The organism is Aliishimia ponticola, from assembly GCF_004803475.1.
GTDB lineage: Bacteria > Pseudomonadota > Alphaproteobacteria > Rhodobacterales > Rhodobacteraceae > Aliishimia > Aliishimia ponticola.
In genome coordinates this window covers 1,148,710-1,166,049 of sequence record NZ_SRKY01000001.1, presented here as the reverse complement: position 1 = coordinate 1,166,049, position 17,340 = coordinate 1,148,710, and the positions used below count along the sequence as shown (strand labels likewise).

At 61.7% G+C, this 17,340-nt stretch carries 13 protein-coding genes; 7 read left to right on the top strand and 6 right to left on the bottom strand.

Translation table 11 applies throughout. The features are described 5' to 3' along the window. Positions 1-100 precede the first annotated feature (100 nt). A complete protein-coding gene (locus tag E4Z66_RS05545; RefSeq protein ID WP_136461941.1) occupies positions 101-2,239 on the top strand; it encodes a malate synthase G in 2,139 nt (712 codons plus the stop codon). A gap of 141 nt (positions 2,240-2,380) precedes the next feature. After that, positions 2,381-3,157, top strand: coding sequence for a gamma-glutamyl-gamma-aminobutyrate hydrolase family protein (locus E4Z66_RS05540; protein WP_136461940.1), 777 nt, complete (start codon positions 2,381-2,383; stop codon positions 3,155-3,157). A 19-nt stretch (positions 3,158-3,176) separates the two neighbouring features. On the opposite strand, the gene E4Z66_RS05535 is transcribed toward E4Z66_RS05540, so the two are convergent. Further along, on the bottom strand, positions 3,177-3,707 hold the full coding sequence (locus tag E4Z66_RS05535) for an REP-associated tyrosine transposase (protein ID WP_136461939.1): 531 nt from the start codon (positions 3,705-3,707) through the stop codon (positions 3,177-3,179). 275 nt (positions 3,708-3,982) lie between these two features. Between E4Z66_RS05535 and E4Z66_RS05530 the strand changes: the two genes are divergently transcribed. From E4Z66_RS05530 to E4Z66_RS05515, 4 genes are all read left to right on the top strand, one after another. Next, the gene (locus E4Z66_RS05530) at positions 3,983-5,563 is read left to right on the top strand and encodes a Re/Si-specific NAD(P)(+) transhydrogenase subunit alpha (RefSeq protein ID WP_136461938.1); all 1,581 of its coding nucleotides are present in this window, start codon (positions 3,983-3,985) and stop codon (positions 5,561-5,563) included. A gap of 13 nt (positions 5,564-5,576) precedes the next feature. After that, positions 5,577-7,010, top strand: coding sequence for an NAD(P)(+) transhydrogenase (Re/Si-specific) subunit beta (locus E4Z66_RS05525; protein ID WP_136461937.1), 1,434 nt, complete (start codon positions 5,577-5,579; stop codon positions 7,008-7,010). Between the two features lie 110 nt (positions 7,011-7,120). Next, positions 7,121-8,032 (top strand): hypothetical protein, encoded by a 912-nt coding sequence (locus E4Z66_RS05520; protein WP_136461936.1) that lies wholly within the window; start codon positions 7,121-7,123, stop codon positions 8,030-8,032. Positions 8,033-8,223: 191 nt separating this feature from the next. Next, positions 8,224-9,504: a DUF3422 family protein gene (locus tag E4Z66_RS05515; RefSeq protein WP_136461935.1), complete on the top strand. Its 1,281-nt coding sequence runs from the start codon at positions 8,224-8,226 to the stop codon at positions 9,502-9,504. Here the strand turns inward: E4Z66_RS05515 and E4Z66_RS05510 are convergent. The 4 genes from E4Z66_RS05510 to E4Z66_RS05495 all read right to left on the bottom strand — a co-directional run bounded on the left by E4Z66_RS05510 (position 9,440) and on the right by E4Z66_RS05495 (position 14,497). Continuing rightward, on the bottom strand, positions 9,440-10,513 hold the full coding sequence (locus tag E4Z66_RS05510) for a YeeE/YedE family protein (protein WP_136461934.1): 1,074 nt from the start codon (positions 10,511-10,513) through the stop codon (positions 9,440-9,442). The genes E4Z66_RS05515 and E4Z66_RS05510 overlap by 65 nt on opposite strands. 205 nt (positions 10,514-10,718) lie before the next feature. After that, complete coding sequence (locus E4Z66_RS05505; RefSeq protein WP_136461933.1) at positions 10,719-11,687, bottom strand: ABC transporter permease; 969 nt, start codon at positions 11,685-11,687, stop codon at positions 10,719-10,721. Next, positions 11,680-12,687, bottom strand: coding sequence for an ABC transporter permease (locus E4Z66_RS05500; RefSeq protein ID WP_136461932.1), 1,008 nt, complete (start codon positions 12,685-12,687; stop codon positions 11,680-11,682). The genes E4Z66_RS05505 and E4Z66_RS05500 overlap by 8 nt, the downstream gene beginning before the upstream one ends. A 109-nt stretch (positions 12,688-12,796) precedes the next feature. Then, on the bottom strand, positions 12,797-14,497 hold the full coding sequence (locus tag E4Z66_RS05495; protein WP_136461931.1) for a peptide ABC transporter substrate-binding protein: 1,701 nt from the start codon (positions 14,495-14,497) through the stop codon (positions 12,797-12,799). Between the two features lie 278 nt (positions 14,498-14,775). Here E4Z66_RS05495 and E4Z66_RS05490 point away from each other — a divergent pair, with 278 nt between their 5' ends. Further along, on the top strand, positions 14,776-16,608 hold the full coding sequence (locus E4Z66_RS05490; protein WP_136461930.1) for an ABC transporter ATP-binding protein: 1,833 nt from the start codon (positions 14,776-14,778) through the stop codon (positions 16,606-16,608). 92 nt (positions 16,609-16,700) lie between these two features. Here E4Z66_RS05490 and E4Z66_RS05485 read toward each other — a convergent pair whose 3' ends face one another. Further along, positions 16,701-17,132, bottom strand: a complete 432-nt coding sequence (locus E4Z66_RS05485) for a glyoxalase superfamily protein (protein WP_136461929.1) — start codon at positions 17,130-17,132, stop codon at positions 16,701-16,703. Positions 17,133-17,340: the final 208 nt, after the last annotated feature.

Below are 17,340 nucleotides of genomic sequence, written 5' to 3'. Positions count from 1 at the left end.
CAGGCCAAAGCGTGATCGGACTGCGCGCCTATGCAAGGCGCTTGTTGCCGATACGAAACTTTCGCGCTACCTCTCTCAGGCGCAAAGGAGAGGGGACGCCATGTATACCGAAAAGCAGGGCCTGAAGGTCGACCAATTGCTGGTGGATTTCATCGAGAAGGAAGTGCTTCCCGATCTGGATATGTCACCGCAAACCGTTTGGACGGGGCTGTCCGAACTCGTGTCCTCTTCCACGGTCCGCAACCGTCAATTGCTGGCACGCCGCGACCTGTTGCAGGCGCAGATCGATGCCTATCATGTCGAAAACCGGGACAAGCCGCGCGATCCTGAAGCCTATCGCGCCTTTCTGGAAGAGATCGGTTACATCGTGCCCGAAGGCCCTGATTTCCAGGCTGAGACCGCCGGGGTCGATCCGGAAATCGCCGAGATCGCCGGCCCGCAGTTGGTGGTGCCGATCACCAATTCCCGTTTTGCGCTGAACGCGGCGAATGCGCGTTGGGGCAGCCTTTACGATGCGTTCTATGGTACAGATGCGATGGGCACGCTGCCGCCGCCGGGCGGCTATGATCGCGGCCATGGTGCGCGCGTCGTGGCGCGGTCACGATTGTTTCTGGACGAGGCGTTCCCGATCTCTGGCGGCAGTCATGCGGATGCCCGGCGGTATCATATACGTGACGGCGCGTTGTTGGTGGATGACATGCCGCTGGCGCAGCCGTCCAAATTCGTCGGCTATATCGGCCACCCCAAAGCGCCGGAGTCGGTGCTGCTGCGCAATAACGGGCTGCATGTGGAGCTGGTCTTTGACCGGACCCACCCCATCGGCGCGCGCGATCAGGCCGGTCTGGCGGATGTACGGATGGAGGCAGCGGTGTCCGCCATCATGGACCTTGAGGATTCCGTGGCCTGCGTCGATGCGGAAGACAAGGTCGTGGCCTATCGCAACTGGCTGGGCCTGATGAAGGGCGATCTGAGCGCGACGTTCTCAAAGGACGGGGCGCAGATGACCCGGCGTCTGGCAGATGATCGCAGCTTTACCGCGCCGGGGGGCGAGGCGCTGACGCTGAAAGGGCGGGCGCTGTTGCTGGTGCGCAATGTCGGCCATCTGATGACCAACCCGGCGGTGCGCGATAGCGAGGACGAAGAGGTGTTCGAGGGGCTGCTTGATGCGCTCATCACCGTTCTGATCGCGATGCATGACCTCAAGCGCGAGGGCGGTAATTCCGTGCGCGGGTCCGTCTATGTGGTCAAGCCGAAGATGCACGGCCCCGATGAGGTCGCCTTTACGAACGACATCTTCACGCAGGTCGAAACGATCCTTGGCCTGCCGCAATACACCGTCAAGATCGGTATCATGGATGAGGAGCGCCGCACGTCGGTCAACCTCAAGGAATGTATACGCGCCGCGAAGAACCGGGTGGCCTTCATCAATACCGGGTTTCTGGACCGGACCGGCGACGAAATTCATACCTCGATGGAGGCAGGGCCGTTCAGCCGCAAGGATTTCATCAAGCGCAAGACGTGGATTCAGGCCTATGAGAACCTCAATGTCGATATCGGTCTGGAATGCGGGCTGAAGGGCCGCGCGCAGATCGGCAAGGGCATGTGGGCTGCGCCCGATGCGATGGCAGCCATGCTGGAGCAGAAAATCGAACATCCAAAGGCCGGTGCAAGCTGTGCATGGGTGCCGTCGCCGACGGCGGCCACGCTGCATGCGCTGCATTACCACCGGGTCGATGTCCACGCGGTGCAGGACAAGCTGGCCGGGGGCGGACGGCGCGCGCATCTGGACATGCTTCTGGACATTCCGATTGCCAGCTACCGCAAATGGACCACCGAACAGATCAACCGCGAGGTCGAAAACAACGCCCAGGGTATTCTGGGCTATGTCGTGCGCTGGATCGATCAGGGGATTGGCTGCTCCAAGGTGCCGGACATCAATGATGTCGCCTTGATGGAGGACCGCGCGACCTGCCGTATCTCGGCCCAGCATATCGCGAACTGGCTGCATCATGGCATCGTGTCGGAAGCGGACGCGATGGCGGCAATGAAGAAGATGGCGGCGGTTGTCGATGGGCAGAACGCGGGCGATCCGCTGTACCGGGCGATGGCGCCGGGCTTTGACGGAATTGCCTTCAAGGCGGCGTGCGATCTGGTGTTCAAGGGGCGGGTGCAACCGTCTGGCTATACCGAACCGGTGCTGCATGAACGGCGGCTGGAACTCAAAGCGCAGCGCGGCTGACCGGGGGGCAGACGAAATCTGCCTGATTTCCGGGCAAGTCGGGACCTGTGCATTGGTGCAGGTTCCGGTCTCGTTTCCGCGGCCTTAACTCTGTGCATGGTAAACGGTATACAGGCTCAACCAATTGAGACGAGGATCCGGATGGCGCGCCCCAAAATCGGTATTATCTGCAATTCATACCTGATGAACGACAGCTATCCCGTTCATGCCGGGGGCGAGATGAACTCCGAGGCGATTGCGCAGGTCAGCGGCGCGATGCCCTTGCTGATCCCGACGGACCCGCGTTTTGTCAGTGTCGAGGAACTACTTGAGGCCTGTGATGGGTTTCTCTTCACCGGCGGGCGGCCCAATGTGCATCCCGAAGAGTATGGCGAGGAAGAGACCGAGGCGCATGGCGCCTTCGACCGGGCGCGCGACGCGGTGGCCTTGCCGCTGATCCGGGCGCTGGTGGACCGGGGGCAGCCCTTTATCGGCATTTGCCGTGGCTTCCAGGAGGTGAATGTCGCCATGGGCGGCACGCTTTACCCCGAGATTCGCGATTTGCCGGGCCGGATGAACCACCGGATGCCGCCCGATGGCACGCTGGAAGAGAAATTCGCGCTGCGCCACATGGTCAGCTTCACCGAAGGTGGTCCGTTCCACCGTCTGATGGGCGCGCAAGAGGTGATGACCAACACGCTGCACGGGCAGGGGATCAAAGACCCCGGTGCGCGCGTGGTGATTGACGGTCATGCGCCCGATGGTACGCCCGAAGCGATCTATGTGGACGGTGCGCCGGGCCTGACGCTGTCGGTGCAGTGGCACCCGGAATGGCAAGCGGGCAGCGATCCTGTCTCGCGCCCGCTGTTCGAGGCGCTGGGCAACGCGGCCCGTGCATGGGCGGCAGGCGAACGGCCCGAAGTTCTCCGCTCTGCCTGAGCGCTTTCTGAATTCGCCGTCACGCGAGCCGCGCAGACCGTGATGGGATCTGCTGCGCGGCGGTGATGCCAAGACGTGTTTGCGCCCATCGGTCACGGTGGATCGACGAATGTGCCCAATCGGCGGGCATCGCGCAGAGCCCGGCCTGAACCGGCGCGTGCAAAACCTGTTCCAAATGCGTCTGGAAATCGGCGGACGAGCGGATCGTATGTTCCCAGAAACGTTTTTGCCAAATGCCCTTGCGGCGATGCGCCAATTGCGACGGGGACCGCGTTGGCGCGGCCGGTAGATCGCGCGAGAATGTGGCCTTCAACTGTGCCACGCGCAGTGAATAGGCGCTGTCGCCCTCGGGCAGGGTCCAGATCGTGTGGATTTCGGCAGGCAGGACCGTGATCGCGTCGATCCGCATCGGATTGGCCATCAGCACATAGCGCATGGCTTTGCGCAGACGGGGAAGTTCGCGGATCAACAGGTCCGAGTCGCGGTCCTGAAGGCAGACATGCAGGTAGTAACTGCCGCCGGGCACATGGTTTCGAATATAGGTCGCCATATGGCGATGGTGGCAGCGCAAGGTTATCATCCGGTGAACGCGGCACAGGTGCGCTGAAGCGCACCCTACGGGCGGCTGTGTAGGGTATGCTTCAGCATACCGCGTCTGTACGCACGATCCGTTCGCCAGTTAATTGACATGCGACATAAAGTTACGCCGCGTATGCGAAGTGCTGCGCGGCTTCCTCTTGTTAAATTACGGTTCAGCGCGTAGTGGGTTTTAGTGGAAAAGGCGCTTTTGCGCTTGCAACGGAATAACATTTGGGGGGATCGCTGGTGAAGATCGGTACGCCAAAGGAGACATTTGCAGGAGAGGCCCGGGTCGCCATGACGCCCGACAGTGCGCTGCAACTGCAGAAACTGGGCTATGAATGCCTGATCGAGACAGGGGCAGGGGCGCAGGCCGGGTTTGCCGATGCCGATTATACCGCGGCTGGTGTCGAAGTCGTCAAGACGGCGGCGGCGCTTTGGAAGGCTGCGGATATCGTTGCCAAGGTCCGTGTTCCGGACGACAGCGAGATGAAGCGCCTGCGTGCCGATCAGACGTTGATTTCCTTCTTCAGCCCGGTTGCGGATGAAGCCAAGATGAAGTCGGCGGCCAAGAAGGGCGCGACCGTTGTTGCGATGGAGATGATCCCCCGGATTTCCCGCGCTCAGAAAATGGACGCGCTGTCTTCGATGGCGAATATTGCCGGTTATCGTGCGGTGATCGAAGCGGGCAACAATTTCGGCCGGTTCTTCACCGGTCAGATCACGGCGGCGGGCAAGGTGCCCCCGGCGAAGGTTCTGGTTGTTGGCGCAGGCGTTGCCGGCCTGGCGGCGATTGGCACCTCGACCAGCCTTGGCGCGGTGACCTACGCCTTCGATGTGCGCCCCGAAGTGGCCGAGCAGGTCGAATCGATGGGCGCTGAGTTCGTGTATCTCGATTTCGAGGAAGAACAGCAGGACGGGGCGAGCACGGGCGGCTATGCCTCTGTTTCCTCGCCGGAATTCCGCGAGGCGCAGCTTGCCAAGTTCCGCGAATTGGCGCCCGATATGGATATCGTGATCACCACCGCGCTGATCCCGAACCGCGAAGCGCCAGAGCTTTGGACCGAGGACATGGTCGCCTCGATGAAACCCGGATCGGTGATTGTGGACCTCGCGGCAGAGAAGGGCGGCAACTGCAAGCTGACCGTCATGGACGAGAAGATCGTCACCGATAATGGCGTGACGATCATCGGCTATACCGACTTCCCGTCGCGCATGGCCACGCAGGCGTCTTCGCTTTACGCGACCAACATCCGTCACCTCATGACCGATCTCACACCCGAGAAAGACGGCGTTGTGCATCACAACATGGAAGACGACGTGATCCGTGGCGCGACCATCGCCCACGGTAAGGAAGTCACCTTCCCGCCGCCGCCGCCAAAAGTTGCCGCCATCGCAGCCGCGCCCAAGAAGGAAGCGCCCAAAGAGCTGACGGCGGAAGAAAAGCGCGCGAAGGAAGTGGCAGAATTCAAGCAACAGACCCGCAGTCAGGTCGGTATGCTGGCAATCGGCGGCGCGCTGGTTTTGGGCATTGGCCTGATCCCCGGGATGCCGCCCAGCTTCATGCAGCACTTCATCGTTTTCGTGCTTGCCGTGTTCATCGGCTTCCAGGTGATCTGGAATGTCGCGCATTCGCTGCACACGCCGCTGATGGCTGTCACGAACGCGATTTCCTCGATCATCATCCTCGGCGCGCTGATCCAGATCGGATCCAGCGGGTTCCTCATCACGCTACTGGCCGCGTTGGCGGTGTTCATGGCTTCGGTCAACATTTTCGGTGGCTTCCTCGTAACACGGCGCATGCTCGCCATGTTCCAGAAATCGTAAGGGGTTAGAGGATATGGAAAACGCATTCACTATTGCGGCTTACGTTGTCGCGGCTGTGCTCTTCATCCTCTCGCTTGGGGGGCTGTCCGGGCAGGAAAGCGCGAAACGCGCTGTGTGGTATGGCATTGCCGGTATGGCAATTGCCGTTCTGGCCACATTGGTCGGGCCGGGATCGGGCATGTGGCTGTTGTCGCTGCTGCTGATCGCGGGCGGTGCGGCGGTTGGCTATCAACTGGCGACCAAAGTCGAAATGACCCAAATGCCGGAACTGGTGGCCATCATGCACAGCCTCGTGGGGCTGGCGGCGGTGTTCGTCGGCTTCAATGCCGATTTCACCATCAGCATGGTCGACGCCGCCAAGGCGGCGGGCGAGGCGGTCGAGGGCACATTTGCCACGCTGGTCGCCAAGAAAACCTCGATCGAGATCACCATTTTGCAAATCGAACTGGTGCTGGGCGTCTGGATCGGTGCCGTGACCTTTACCGGGTCGGTCATCGCCTATGGCAAACTGGCGGGCAAGGTGGACAGCGCGGCCAAGAAACTGGCGGGCGGTCACACGCTCAACGCAGCCGCAGGCGCGCTGTCGCTGATCCTTGCGATCTGGTACTTCAACGGCGGTGGTTTCTTCGCGCTGTTCCTGCTGACGCTCTGCGCGCTTTTCATCGGGTATCACCTGATCATGGGCATTGGCGGCGCGGATATGCCGGTGGTTGTGTCCATGCTGAACAGCTATTCGGGCTGGGCGGCGGCGGCGATTGGCTTCAGCCTTGGCAACGATCTGCTGATCGTGGTCGGTGCTTTGGTCGGCTCCTCCGGTGCGATCCTGTCCTACATCATGTGTAAGGCGATGAACCGGTCCTTTGTCTCGGTCATTCTGGGCGGCTTTGGTGGCCCGGCGGGTGAACAGATGGCGGTCGAGGGTGAGCAGATCGCAATCGAAGCGGAAGGCGTTGCAGCCGCGCTGAATGAAGCGGACAGCGTCATCATCATTCCGGGCTATGGCATGGCCGTGGCACAGGCGCAGGGCGCGGTTTCTGACCTGGTCAAGAAGCTGCGGGCCAAAGGCAAGAACGTGCGCTTCGCGATCCACCCGGTTGCGGGCCGTCTGCCGGGGCACATGAACGTGCTGCTGGCCGAAGCCAAGGTGCCTTATGACATCGTGCTGGAGATGGACGAGATCAATGACGACTTCCCGGATACGGACGTTGTCATCGTGATCGGCTCCAACGACATCGTGAACCCGGCGGCGCAGGACGATCCCAATTCGCCCATCGCTGGGATGCCGGTTCTGGAATGCTGGAAAGCCAAGCAGGTCTTCGTGTCCAAGCGCGGGCAGGGGACGGGCTATTCCGGGATCGAGAACCCGCTGTTCTACAAAGAGAACACGCGCATGTTCTACGGCGATGCGAAGCAGTCCCTGGACAAGCTCCTGCCGATGATCGACTAACGCGCCTTTGGTGCCGATCTCAAACACCTCAAAGCCCCGCCACCGCGCGGGGCTTTTTCTTTGCGCGCAGGGAAAGGGCGTCTTTACCTTCACCGAATAAAAGCGCGTGCATGGCATTGCGGCACAGACACAAGCAGGCGGCGCGCGCCGTCGGGGCGGGCGGATTTGTCCGGATCATGGCCCGGCATGTGGCGATGTTCTATCCGCGTGGCGGCACGCTGGTCGTGGGGTTCGACAATATGAAAAGCCGCACGATGCCCGGTCCCGCCTTTCCCTGGGGCTATGACGCGATCCGGGCCGCGGGCCATTCCCATCTGGGCGTGATGATGGCCCGCCGGAATGACTGGTTCCGTCATCGCGATCTGGCGCTGTTTTTCGATGATCTGTCCGCGCGTGGGTTTTTCGCCGGGTTTGACCGCGTGGTGTTCTACGGCGCGTCGATGGGCGGCTTTGGCGCGCTCTCCTTTAGTGCGGCCTGTCCGGGCGCGGATGTCTTTGTCTTCGCCCCGCAGACCAGCCTTGATCCCGGCCGAGTCCCCTTTGAAACACGCTATCGCAAGGGATATGCGCGCGGCGATTGGCAGGGGGGCAGCTATACCGATGGCGCGGTGTCAGCCAAGGATGCCGGGCGTGTCACGGTGATCGCGGACCCGCAGCTTGCGGTGGATGCGGCTCATGTGGGGCGGTTGCCGGCGGACCGGCTGATTTGGCTGCGCGCCCGCAATTTCGGTCACAACCCGGCGCGACTTCTAAAACATATGGGGATTCTGGGGCAGGTTTGCCGCGCCGGCTGGGACGGAACCCTGACACAGGCGCGGTTCACCGCGCTGCGCCGGGCGGGCCGGGCACAGGGGCAATCCCTGGCCCGTCACATCCTGCTGGAAGCGCTGGAACGGGGCCATGACCAGCTTGCCGAACAGGCACTGGCGCAGTTGGCGGTTTCCCATCCCGATTGGCAATTCCCACGCTTTAACCGGGCCATCGAAAACCGCCGGATCGTGACCCGCTGGGCGGCGGAGTGAGGGTGCGCCTTGGGGCCGCGATGATCTTCATCTCCTGACATTTGCCGTGCCCGCCTTGCCGGGCTGACCCGCGCCCGGCCTTACGGTATGCCGTTGCATTCCCTTAAGTGGATGATTTGTTAGCGACATTTCGCGCAAGCTGTGCTGAAATCGCCCCGACCAGACCGAACCAGCGTGGAGCACGCCCCGCAATGCCGCCCATCGACGATCACCCGCTACGCTATACGCTTGCCAATGAACTTCATGCGCGGCCTTTCCCGGCGATGGAAGCCCCGCATGTGGCGGCCTATCTGGCGATCAAGAACCCGGGCGAGGCGGCAGAACGGGACCGCGCCGTCGATCTGGCGCATCTGGTCAAACTGCTGGACCGCTTCGGCCTGCCACATCCGCCGCCCGGTGCAACGCATTACTACGGCAAGCTGGGCAAGCACTGGCTGAAATGGGAACAGCATACGGAATTCGTGACCTATACGGCCTTTACCGAAGGACTGCCCGACCGGGTGTTCGATGGCAGTGAATTTGACGTTTTTCCGGCCGACTGGCTGGCGGAGATGCCGGGCCAGCGGGTGACGTCCGTACTGGTGCGGGTAGAGCCGATGCCGACAGCGGACCGCATCCGCGACAGCCTGCGCGACTGGTTCGTTCCCGAAAGCCTCGCCGTGGCGCGGGTGCTGGATGATGCGGCCATCGTGGCGGGGGATTTCCGCGTCGATAGCTCTGGCAACATGCGCTTTGCCGTCTTTGTGGACCCGCCCACCGGGGCGCGGCGCATTGGACGTATCGTGCAGCGGCTGTGCGAAATCGAGACCTATAAAAGCATGTCGATGCTTGGCTTTTCGCGGGTGCGGTCGATCTCCGGCCAGCTGAACGATCTGGATGCCCGCCTGACCGCGCTGATGGGGCAGATGATGCATGCGGACGAGCCTGCGGAGGAGACGCTGCACAAGCTGTTGTCGATCTCGGGCGAGTTGGAGAAACTCTCGGCCCAGTGTGCCTTTCGCTTCGGCGCGACCGGGGCCTATGAGGCGATTGTCGCGCAGCGGATCACCGCGCTGCGCGAGACGCGCTATGAGGGGCGGCAGACCTTTGCGGAGTTCATGATGCGCCGCTACGAGCCTGCGATGCGGACGGTCAAATCATCGGAACGGCGGCTTGAGGCGATGGCGGATCGGTCGATCCGCGCGGGCAATCTGCTGCGCACCCGCGTGGATGTGGACCGTAGCGCGCAAAATCAGGCGTTGCTGGAAAGCATGGACAAACGCTCTGACCTGCAACTGCGTCTGCAACGGACGGTAGAGGGGCTGTCGGTCGTGGCGATCAGCTATTACGCGGTCTCGTTGGCGTCCTACCTGATGTATCCATTGCAGGACGCCACGGGGCTTTCCAAGGGCATGTTGACTGCGATCATCACTCTGCCGGTTGTAGGCGTTGTGTGGCTGATGATCCGGCGTCTGACGCGGAAGCTTCACTGACGAAGGCGTTGGTGACAAGCCCGCCGATGGCGATGGCCACAAGCGCCAGCAGCGCCGCGAAGGACAGCGTCGGCACGCCCGACAGACCTGCGCCCACGGTGCAGCCCCCGGCCAACACCCCGCCAAATCCCATCAGCATAGCGCCGGCAAGATAGCGGCCAGTCTGGGCGGGTGTCTCAAAGCTTTGCCATTTGAACTTGCCCGACAGCAGCGCTGCGACCAGTGCACCCAGCACCACGCCGCCCAGAAGGCCCGTGCCGAAGCCCGGTTCAATCGCGGTGCTTGCGACGCCGTAGAACAACGTCTCGGCGGCGGGGGAGGTGAAGGACAGGCTTTCGACCGCGATGGGTTCGAATTCATCGTAAAGGACGTATCCAGTGCCGATCCAGCCCGCGACAGCCAGCAAGCCGATCAGGGACGCGCCCACCAGTGTCAGAACCCGGTTGCCCGACCGCAGCACGACGGCAAGCGACAGGGCGACAAGGATCGCGGTCCAGACCCATGCGCCGCCCGGAAGCGCGGCAAGCGACGTCATATCGCCCAGCGAAGCCGTGACAGACCCAAGTCCGGTGCGCAGCGGTGCCAGAACGCCCTTCAGCGTGGCATGGGCGACCAGTGCAAAGACGATGACCACGGTCAGCGCGCGCAGGTTGCCGGACCCGGTCAGCACCGTCAGCCGCGAGATACAGCCACGTGTCAGGACCATGCCCGCGCCAAAAGCGAGGCCGCCAATGCTGATTGCGAGCCACGGAAGCTCGGACGCCATGAAACGATGCTCGTCAAAGCTGATGAGCCCGGCGGTCACGGCGGCTTGCGTGCCCACAAGCGCGGTGGCCAGCGCCATGAGCCAAACCCCGGCTGCCTGACGTCGGTCGTCGCCCACCAGCGCCCGGCGCAGACAGAACGCGGTCAATTGCGCCAAGATGCCGAAAGCGATGCCAAGACTAAGGGCGAACCAGACGCTGACCTGTTTGGCGGTGTAGTCTTCGAAGCCGAGCGTTTCGAACATCACGAATCCTTCCTAATCGGAAAATCATAGCTGAATATGGGGCTTTTCCAGAACGATCAATCTTCGGTCCGCTTGGAATGGAGGAGGACGCTGGAACTGCGTTCCGTATCACGTTTGCGTGTAGAATAATGTTCCGTGACAGGCCGGGAACGCAAACGCCCGCCGAAATCGGCGGGCGCGCGTGGCACGTTTGTTCTTTTTGGCGTCAGCGCCCGCGAATCCGCGGATCGAGCGCGTCGCGCAGACCGTCGCCAAGGTAGTTGACGCTCAGCACCGTGAGCGAAATGGCGATGCCGGGCAGCATCACGCGCTCTGGGAACCGTTCCATCCGGGGGACGGCATCGGCCAGCAGCTTGCCCCATGTGGGGTAATCCGACGGGAAGCCGACACCGAGAAAGGACAGGGCGCTTTCGGTTATGATCGCGGTGGCCAGACCCAGAGTGGCAGAGACCATGATGGGCGACAGCACGTTGGGCAGCAGGTGGCGGCGGATGATTGCGCCGTTGCGCGTCCCGATGGAGCGCGCGGCCAGAATAAACTCGCGTTCCTTCAGGGCCAGAACCTCGCCCCGCACGATCCGCGCGGTCTGCATCCACGAGGTGATGCCGATGATGGCGACGATCAGGATGAACATACCGCCCTCGGGACTGCCCGCGAAGGCGACCAGAGGCTGCCGGAACAGCGTCACCGCCACGAGTAGCAGCGGCAGGATCGGCAAAGACAGCACCAGATCGGTGAAGCGCATCAGCGGCCCGTCGAGCTTGCGGAAATACCCTGCCACAACGCCGACCAGCGTGCCGATCAGCAGCGCGATCAGCATTGCCGCCCAGCCCACCGACATGGAGGCGCGGCCGCCCGACAGCATTTGCGCCAGAATATCGCGGCCAAGTTGATCGGTGCCGAACGGGTGATTCCAGCCCGTCTTTGCGCTGGAATCCCACAGCGCCACGTAGATCGGGCGCATATCCTTGGCGCGAATGTCGAGCTTTTGCGCATCCACCGTCCACAGATACGGACCGATCAGCACGGCAAGGGTGATGAACAGCAAGAAGCCACCGCCCCAGACAGCGCCCTTGTGCCGGCGGAACTGGTCCCAGACCTCGCTCCACTGGCTGCGCGGCTCTTTCTGCGGCTCCTTGTCCTGAAGCGCGCCGTAGGTGTTCGTGTCAGTCATAGCGAATCCTCGGGTCAAGCACGCCGTAGAGCACGTCAGCGATGATATTGAAGAGCACGATCAGGATCGCGAAGATGAAGGTCAGCGTCATGACCATCGGCAGGTCATTGGCGAAGAGGGCGGTGATCAGAAGCTGACCAATGCCATTCACCTTGAAGATCACCTCGGTGATGATTGCGCCGCCAAAGATGTTGGGCACGTTCAGCGCGATCACGGTGACGACCGGGATCATGGAATTGCGCACCACATGCGACAGCACGACGGTACGCTCTTTCAGGCCTTTGGCACGCGCGGTGCGGACATAGTCCTGATTGAGGTTGTCGAGGGTCGATGCCCGCATATAGCGGTTCAACTGCGCGGTGATCTGTAGCGCCAGCACCATGACCGGCAACACCATTTGGCGCAATTGCACCATGAAGCTGTCCCAGTCGTTCACCTCATGCACCGTGTTGTAGACGGAAGGCAGCCATTCAAGCTGCACCGCGAAGATCACGATCAGCAGCGGGCCGGTGAAGAAGGGCGGGATCGAAAAGCCGATCATCGACACGAAGGTGCCGGCATTGTCGAAGGTCGAATATTGGCGGTAGGCCGAATAGATCCCGATGGGCAGGGCGATGAGAATCGCCAGCACATAAGCCACGCCCACGACCCAAAGCGTCTGCGGGATACGTTGCGCCACGATGTCCATCACCGGCGAACGGGTCTGCCACGAGATCACGCGCAGCTTCCCTTCGGCAAAGGTCGTGCCGAACATGTTGTCGAACATCACCTGCGGTTCGATCCAGAAGAACTGGATCAGCCATTTATAGTACTGGATGTACCAAGGCTGCCCAAGGCCGAGCGCTTCGCGCATCTGCTGTTTGACTTCGGGGGGAACTGTCAGGGGAACCTGTGCCATCGGATCGCCGGGGGCGAGTTGAAGCAGCAGGAAAATGGCAAGGCTGATGAAAATCAGCGTCGGGATGGCGAGGACCAGTCGTCGGATTGTATAGGTCAGCATTCGCGGGAATTTCCTGCATCAGGAGTGGTCGGGCGAAAGAAAAGCACAGCGTCCGGCCAAGCGGGCCGCCAAAGGCAGGGCGCGCCTTGGCGCACCCTGCTTGCTTGGTTCAGTCGATACGGTGCCAGTCGGCCACGTTCCACAGCTCGCTGTCCCACACGTTCAGGACGACGCCGCCCAGTGTGTTGGCGTGGGCGGACAGACGACCGCGGTGTACCAGCGGGATCATCGCGCCTTGCTCAACAGCCATGTCGTTCAGCTGCTTGCCGATTTTCGCGCGCTCTTCCGAGCCAGCGGTTTCCGCCAGTTGCGCGTGCAGTGCATCATAGGCTTCGTCGCAGAAGCGGGTGATGTTTTCACCCTGCCACTGTGTTTCAGGGCGCGGGGCCTTGTCGCACAGCAGGTTGCCCAGATAGGACTGCGGGTCGGTGCCGTTGAAGGTGTTGGCGTACATTTCCACGTCTGCATAGAACTTCTGGAACGTGTCCGGGGAGCCCGGGTCACCACCGAAGAATACAGACGAATCCACGTTGCGCAGTTCGGCTTCGATGCCGATCTGACGCCACCAATCCTTGATCAGCGCCTGGAAGTCCTGACGGACGGCGTTGGTGGAGGTCTGGTAGAGGATCTTCATCGGCACGCCGTTGACTTCGCGCACGCCGTCACCATCGGTATCGGTGAAGCCTGCATCGTCCAGCAGCTTGTTCGCGCCTTCGATGTCCTGGGTGGAGCAATCGAACGTGTCGGAGTTGAAGATCGCCGGCGCCGGAACCCAGTTACAGGTCACTTTACCAGCCTGACCGTAGCCGACTTCGACCAGAAGCGGGCGGTCGATCGCCATGGACATGGCTTTGTATACGGCCGGTTCGGACAGGAACGGGTGCGGATGCGCGCGTGTGGAACGCTCGCCTTCCGGCAGGTCCGGGGATGCGTTCGTCTGGTTCAGCATGATGCGCTCAACCAGCGGGCCGAAGCCGGCGACCGGCTTGCCCTTGCCGCCTTCTTCCATCTTCGCGATGACGTCGGGTGCAAGTTGCAGGTTCCATGCGTAGTCGAACTCGCCCGTTTCCATAACGGCGCGGCCCGCCGCGTTCGCGTCACCGCCGCCTTTGAAGGTCACGGTCGCAAAGGCCGGTTTCGCTGGGTCACGATAGTTGTCGTTCGCTTTCAGCGTGATCACGTCGTTCGGGCGGAACTCTGTCACCACGAAGGGGCCAGTGCCGATCGGGTTGAAGTTCTGCTCTGTGCATTCGGGGGCTTTCGCACCCATGCAGTCCGCGAATTGTGCCGCTTGCAGGATCGGGCTTTCACCGCCGACGAAGGGGCCATAGGGGAACGGTGTCGGCTTGTCGAAGGTGACGACGACGGTCATGTCGTCTGGTGTCTCGACCGAAGTGACGCCTTCGAACTTGGTGACCTGCGCGCAGCCGCCTTCCGGGTCGGTGCAATATTCATAGGTGAACTTCACGTCCGCCGATGTGAAATCCGTGCCGTCGGACCATTTGATGCCCGGCGCGATTTTCCAGGTGATGGAGGTGAGGTCTTCGGAGACACCGCCATTTTCGACTGTCGGCACTTCTTCGACGAGCCACGGCACCAGTTCGCCGGTCTCGTTGTAGCGTGCGAGGGGTTCGATCACCATGGAGGCCGCTTCGACATCCTTGGTGCCGCCCGACAGGAACGGGTTCATGATGGACGGGGCTTGCCAATAGATGATGCTGACATTGCCGTCGCTGCCGCGTTCCGCAAAAGCGGCTGGCGCCATGGCGGACGTCGCAATCGCCCCCATCAGAAGGGTTTTGAGTTTCATTTCATACTCCCAAAATGGCACTTTCGTTGTGCCTGTTTGTTGTGCAGGCCCTTTAATAAGCACCTGCCTATGGATTGGGCCAGTTCACCAAATCTATGGAAGCGTAGGCTTTTCAAGGATTTGCGCGGCGAACCGGACACCGAATGCCCGCTATCGAACCAGCTTTTGACGAAAATGCAAGCAGGAACCAAGGTTTGCGTTGCGGAAATTTGGTGCATTGTTTGACAGTGCTGGCAGACTAAGCGTAGCGTCCTCGACGTGGCCGGCAGGGGAAAAGAATGCTCGACGAAAGCAGCACAACACCGATCGCTAGGATCGAAGGACTACGTGTAGAGTTCCAGACGAAGGACGGCCCGGTTGTGGGCGTGGAAGATGTCAGTTTTGACGTCAATCCCGGCGAAACCGTCTGCGTCGTGGGCGAATCCGGGTCCGGCAAGTCCGTGTCTTCGCTGTCGCTGATGCGGCTTGTGGAATTCGGGGGCGGCACCATCGCGGGTGGGCGGCTTTTGTTCGACCGCAAGAATCACGAGGCCATCGATCTGGCCAAGACGGATCAGTCCCTGATGCGGACGATTCGCGGCAATGAAATCGGCATGATCTTCCAAGAGCCGATGACCGCGCTGAACCCGGTGTTCACTGTGGGGCGCCAGTTGACCGAAGGGCTGCGGCTGCACAAGGGGCTGAGCCAGAAAGAGGCCGATGCGCGCGCATTGGAATTGCTGCGCCAGGTGCGTATTCCCGAGCCGGAACGGCGGCTGAAGCAATACCCGCATGAGCTTTCGGGCGGGATGCGCCAGCGCGTCGTTATCGCCATGGCGTTGGCCTGTGAGCCGAACCTGCTGATCGCGGACGAGCCGACGACGGCGTTGGATGTGACCATTCAGGCGGAAATTCTGGCCCTGATGGACCGGCTCAAGCGTGAGACCGGGACCGCTGTGATGTTCATCACCCATGACATGGCGGTGGTGGCGCAGATGGCCGACCGGGTGGTTGTCATGTTCCGCGGCAACAAGGTCGAGGAAGGCACGGTCGAAGAGATTTTCGAGAACCCGCAGCATCCCTATACCAAGGCGCTGCTGGCTGCGGTGCCCAAGCTGGGCGAGATGCGCGGCAAAGGTGCGCCGGAGCCGATGAAGCTGCTGGGCCGGGAGCAGGGCGTTATCGCGCCGATCCCTGGCACCGACCAACCCTTGCTGAAGGTGAAGGGGCTGACGACGCGGTTCCCGGTCAAGGGCGGCTTCTTCCGCCGGACCGTGGCGAATGTTCACGCGGTGGAGGATCTGTCCTTTACCATCAACAAGGGGCAGACGCTGAGCCTTGTGGGCGAATCCGGGTGCGGCAAGTCGACCGCCGGACGGTCCATTCTGCGGCTGGTGGAACCGATGGCGGGCGAGATCAACCTGGATGGCGTGGACGTGATGTCCTTGTCCCCCGGGGCGCTTCGCGAGGAACGCCGCGAGATGCAGATGATCTTTCAGGATCCTTTCGCCTCGCTCAATCCGCAGATGCCGCTGGCCGATCAGGTGGCCGAACCGATCCATAATTTCGGCACGCTCAAAGGTGCTGAGATCACCAAGCGCGTCGAGATGCTGTTTGACCGGGTGGAATTGCCCCGCAGTTTCATGCGGCGCTATCCGCATGAATTGTCCGGTGGTCAGCGTCAACGAGTGGCGATCGCCCGCGCATTGGCGCTGAACCCCAAGCTGATCATCGCCGATGAAGCGGTATCGGCGCTGGACGTGTCGGTGCAGGCGCAGGTGCTGAACCTGATGATGGAATTGCAGGCGGAGTTGGGTGTATCTTATCTGTTCATCAGTCACGACATGGCGGTGGTGGAGCGTGTCTCGCACCATGTCGGCGTGATGTACCTTGGCCGTATCGTGGAACTGGGACCCCGCGCGCGTGTCTTCGAGAACCCGCAGCATCCCTATACGCAGGCTTTGATGAAGGCGGTTCCGATTGCCGATCCGCGCAGGCGCAAATCGGAGAAAGACCTGAACTTCAAGCCGATCCCGTCGCCGATTCATCCGGTGACCTATACGCCGGAGCCGTCGGTCTACCGTGAGGTGGAGCCGGGGCATTTGGTTCTGGAGACAGATAGCGGCTATTGAGTGTGTCGGATCGGCTTGCGCCGATCCGATCAGGGCGGGGGCGCTGCCCCCGCGCCCCCGGAGTATTTTCCGAACAATGAAGCTGCGGGAGTTTATCCCGCTTGCAGCACCATATGGGGGGTGCCGTCCGAAATCTTTTGCGGGCTGCGTCCGTCCGGGCGCAGGGTCGATTGCACCTGATGCCGGAAGGACGAAAAGTGCCGGGACGTGACCACATCGACGGGATCGTCGAAGCGTATGGTGACGTCCCAATAGCCGCCCGCGCGTTCGGTTGCCGATTTCACTTGCCCGGTGAAGGCATGGCCGAGATAGGCCCCCGAGACACGTTGTCCTGGGGCCCATTCCGCCACGTTGGGCGTGCTTGCCTGCGCTGCGAGCGTGTTCCAGTCCTTTGCGCCCCATTGGTGCGCGATCATTTCGAGGGCTTCGGAATGTGAAATCTGCGTGCCTTGGGCAGCAAGGTCGGTGCGAAGTCGTTTTGCCTGCGCCTTGAGCGCGGGGCGTGTGGGGAGAGGGGTGCTCATCCGTATGCTCCTGTCATTGGGGCCTTGGGGCAGGTGTTCGCATTGCCTGATCCGGGTCCCGTCAGGGCGGATACAGCGAGACGTGTTATCCGGGCTTCACCATGATGCGAACGGCAGGGGCCGGGTCCCTATGAGGCCCTCAAATAGCGATGCATGGGATCTATTTCAAGGGGCGCGGCTATCGGTTTGACGGCGCCGTGTTCTCGTG

Excerpts from the sequence above, each read along its gene's own strand:
- E4Z66_RS05545 (WP_136461941.1), top strand. The coding sequence starts at position 101 with ATGTATACCGAAAAGCAGGGCCTGAAGGTCGACCAATTGCTGGTGGAT.
- E4Z66_RS05540 (WP_136461940.1), top strand. The coding sequence starts at position 2,381 with ATGGCGCGCCCCAAAATCGGTATTATCTGCAATTCATACCTGATGAAC.
- E4Z66_RS05535 (WP_136461939.1), bottom strand. The coding sequence starts at position 3,707 with ATGGCGACCTATATTCGAAACCATGTGCCCGGCGGCAGTTACTACCTG.
- E4Z66_RS05525 (WP_136461937.1), top strand. The coding sequence starts at position 5,577 with ATGGAAAACGCATTCACTATTGCGGCTTACGTTGTCGCGGCTGTGCTC.
- E4Z66_RS05520 (WP_136461936.1), top strand. The coding sequence starts at position 7,121 with ATGGCATTGCGGCACAGACACAAGCAGGCGGCGCGCGCCGTCGGGGCG.
- E4Z66_RS05515 (WP_136461935.1), top strand. The coding sequence starts at position 8,224 with ATGCCGCCCATCGACGATCACCCGCTACGCTATACGCTTGCCAATGAA.
- E4Z66_RS05510 (WP_136461934.1), bottom strand. The coding sequence starts at position 10,513 with ATGTTCGAAACGCTCGGCTTCGAAGACTACACCGCCAAACAGGTCAGC.
- E4Z66_RS05505 (WP_136461933.1), bottom strand. The coding sequence starts at position 11,687 with ATGACTGACACGAACACCTACGGCGCGCTTCAGGACAAGGAGCCGCAG.
- E4Z66_RS05500 (WP_136461932.1), bottom strand. The coding sequence starts at position 12,687 with ATGCTGACCTATACAATCCGACGACTGGTCCTCGCCATCCCGACGCTG.
- E4Z66_RS05495 (WP_136461931.1), bottom strand. The coding sequence starts at position 14,497 with ATGAAACTCAAAACCCTTCTGATGGGGGCGATTGCGACGTCCGCCATG.
- E4Z66_RS05490 (WP_136461930.1), top strand. The coding sequence starts at position 14,776 with ATGCTCGACGAAAGCAGCACAACACCGATCGCTAGGATCGAAGGACTA.
- E4Z66_RS05485 (WP_136461929.1), bottom strand. The coding sequence starts at position 17,132 with ATGAGCACCCCTCTCCCCACACGCCCCGCGCTCAAGGCGCAGGCAAAA.